The organism is Rhodococcus maanshanensis NBRC 100610, assembly GCF_001894865.1.
Classification (GTDB): domain Bacteria; phylum Actinomycetota; class Actinomycetes; order Mycobacteriales; family Mycobacteriaceae; genus Rhodococcus_G; species Rhodococcus_G maanshanensis.
Genome location: NZ_BCXA01000004.1, coordinates 1 through 1,942 on the forward strand (window position 1 = coordinate 1; position 1,942 = coordinate 1,942).

Here is a 1,942-nt window from a genome sequence, read left to right on the forward strand (position 1 = left end):
CCGAAAGGCCCCCATGCGTAGAACCCGCGCCCGCCGTGCCGCGATGATCGGCACCGCGGCACTGCTTCTGGTCGCGCCCTGCGTGACCCTGGCCCAGGCCGAACCCACCGGACCGGCACCCGCACTGCCGGCGGACATGGTGGCCGCGATCCAACGCGACCTCGGGCTCAGCCCGGCCCAGTACCTCGACCAGGCGGACACCGGGCAGGATCTGGCGGCGTTCGCCGACACGCTGCGCGGCAAGTTCCCCACCGCCTACGCCGGCGCCTGGCTCGATGCGGCCGGCACACCGCTGGTCGGCCTGGCCGACGGACCGGACAAGGCCGCCGCCCGCACCGCCGTGGAGGCCGCGGGTTTCAAGGTGAAGGACCAGGCGCGCAGCGAGCAGGTCCTGTCCGGCCTGCTGGGCCAGCTCAACGCCTGGGTTCAGCAGCTTCCCGCACCGCTGGCCGGCCTCGTCAACGGCACCGCGATCGACCCCGCCGCCAACGACATCGCGTTGAACGTCACGGACACCGCTGCGGGCCAGGGCCTGCAACTGCCCGGCTTCCTGGGCTTCGTGCGCGTGGCGCAGGGACCGGCCGCTTCGTCCGAACTGCCCGGGTTCGGCTCGCTCGGCTCGTCCGACCCGACCACACCCACCAAGCCCACCGAACCCACCACGGACCCGACCACGGACCCGGCCGCCACCACCGTCACCCTCAACCCCATCGCCGGAGCCACCGTCGGCAAGGCGACCACACTGACCGCCACCGTCAACCCGGCCGGAGCCGGCGGCGAGATCGACTTCGCGGACGGCGAGGACCTCCTCGGCACCGCACAGGTCGGCGCCAACGGCCAAGCCACCCACCAGTGGACCCCCACCACCGCCGGTCAGCGCACCATCACCGCCAACTTTACCGGCCGCGACGGCGTCGCCGGAGAAACCACCACCACCCAACAGGTCACCGTCGCACCCGCCGGCACCAACACCGCCACCTCCACGATCACCCTCGCCCCCATCAAGGGAGCCACCGCCGGCGGCAAGGCGATCACGTTGAAGGCGAAGGTCACCCCCGCAGCAGCGGGCGGCACCGTCGTATTCGAGGACGACAAGAACACCTACCACGAAGAAGCACAGGTCGGCGCCGACGGCACCGCCACCCAGGAGTGGTACCCCAGCATCGCCGGGAAGGTGAGCATCAAGGCCACCTTCTCCGGCCGCGACGGCGTCACCGGATCCACCACCACCCAGCAAGTCACCGTCGCGGGGCCCCCCAAGCCCCCCACCACTAAGCCCACCACCACCAAGCCCAAGCCGCCGGCCGCCAACGCCATCCTCGGTGGCCAGGCCTACTCCATCGGGCCGGGCGGGTGCTCGTTCGGTTTCAACGCCACCGACGGCGACGGCCACGCGGTGAACATCACCGCCGGACACTGTGACCCGCACCCCGAAAACGCGGGCGAGTCGGGTGCCTCGAGGGCGTCCATTGGGGATAACGGCGGCCACTACTCGATCGGCACCTTCGACAAGACAGTCATCGATGGCGGCGACTACGCGTTGATCATGATCGACGACGAGACCGCCAACCGTTTCGAGAACAACTTCGTCGATACCTACGGCGGGGACCCGTTGCCGATCACCGGCACCGCGGATCCCGTGGTCGGGGCGCCGGTGTGCAAGTCCGGCCGAATGACCGGCTTCACCTGCGGCAAGATCACCGCCGTCAACCAGCACATAGCCCCCCAAAGCGGAGGCACCGTCATCGCCAACGTGTACGACGCCTTCGCCGTGAGGGTCTGCGGGATTCATGGCGACAGCGGTGGAGCCATGGTGACCGGCACCAAGGCGCTGGGCACCATTAGCGCAGGCACCCGCGGGGAGTGCAACAACTCCTCGCAGGTATGGGGGCAGCCGATCAACTCGACCCTCACGGGCAACCCCGGCCTGAAGGTCCGAACC

Annotated in this window: 1 protein-coding gene; it reads left to right on the top strand. The window is 70.0% G+C overall.

Annotation, left to right across the window (positions count from 1 at the left end):
* Window positions 1-13: 13 nt before the first annotated feature.
* Window positions 14-1,942, top strand: a 1,929-nt coding sequence (locus RM1_RS26985; protein ID WP_143187320.1) for an Ig-like domain repeat protein, incomplete at its 3' end; no start/stop codon positions are given.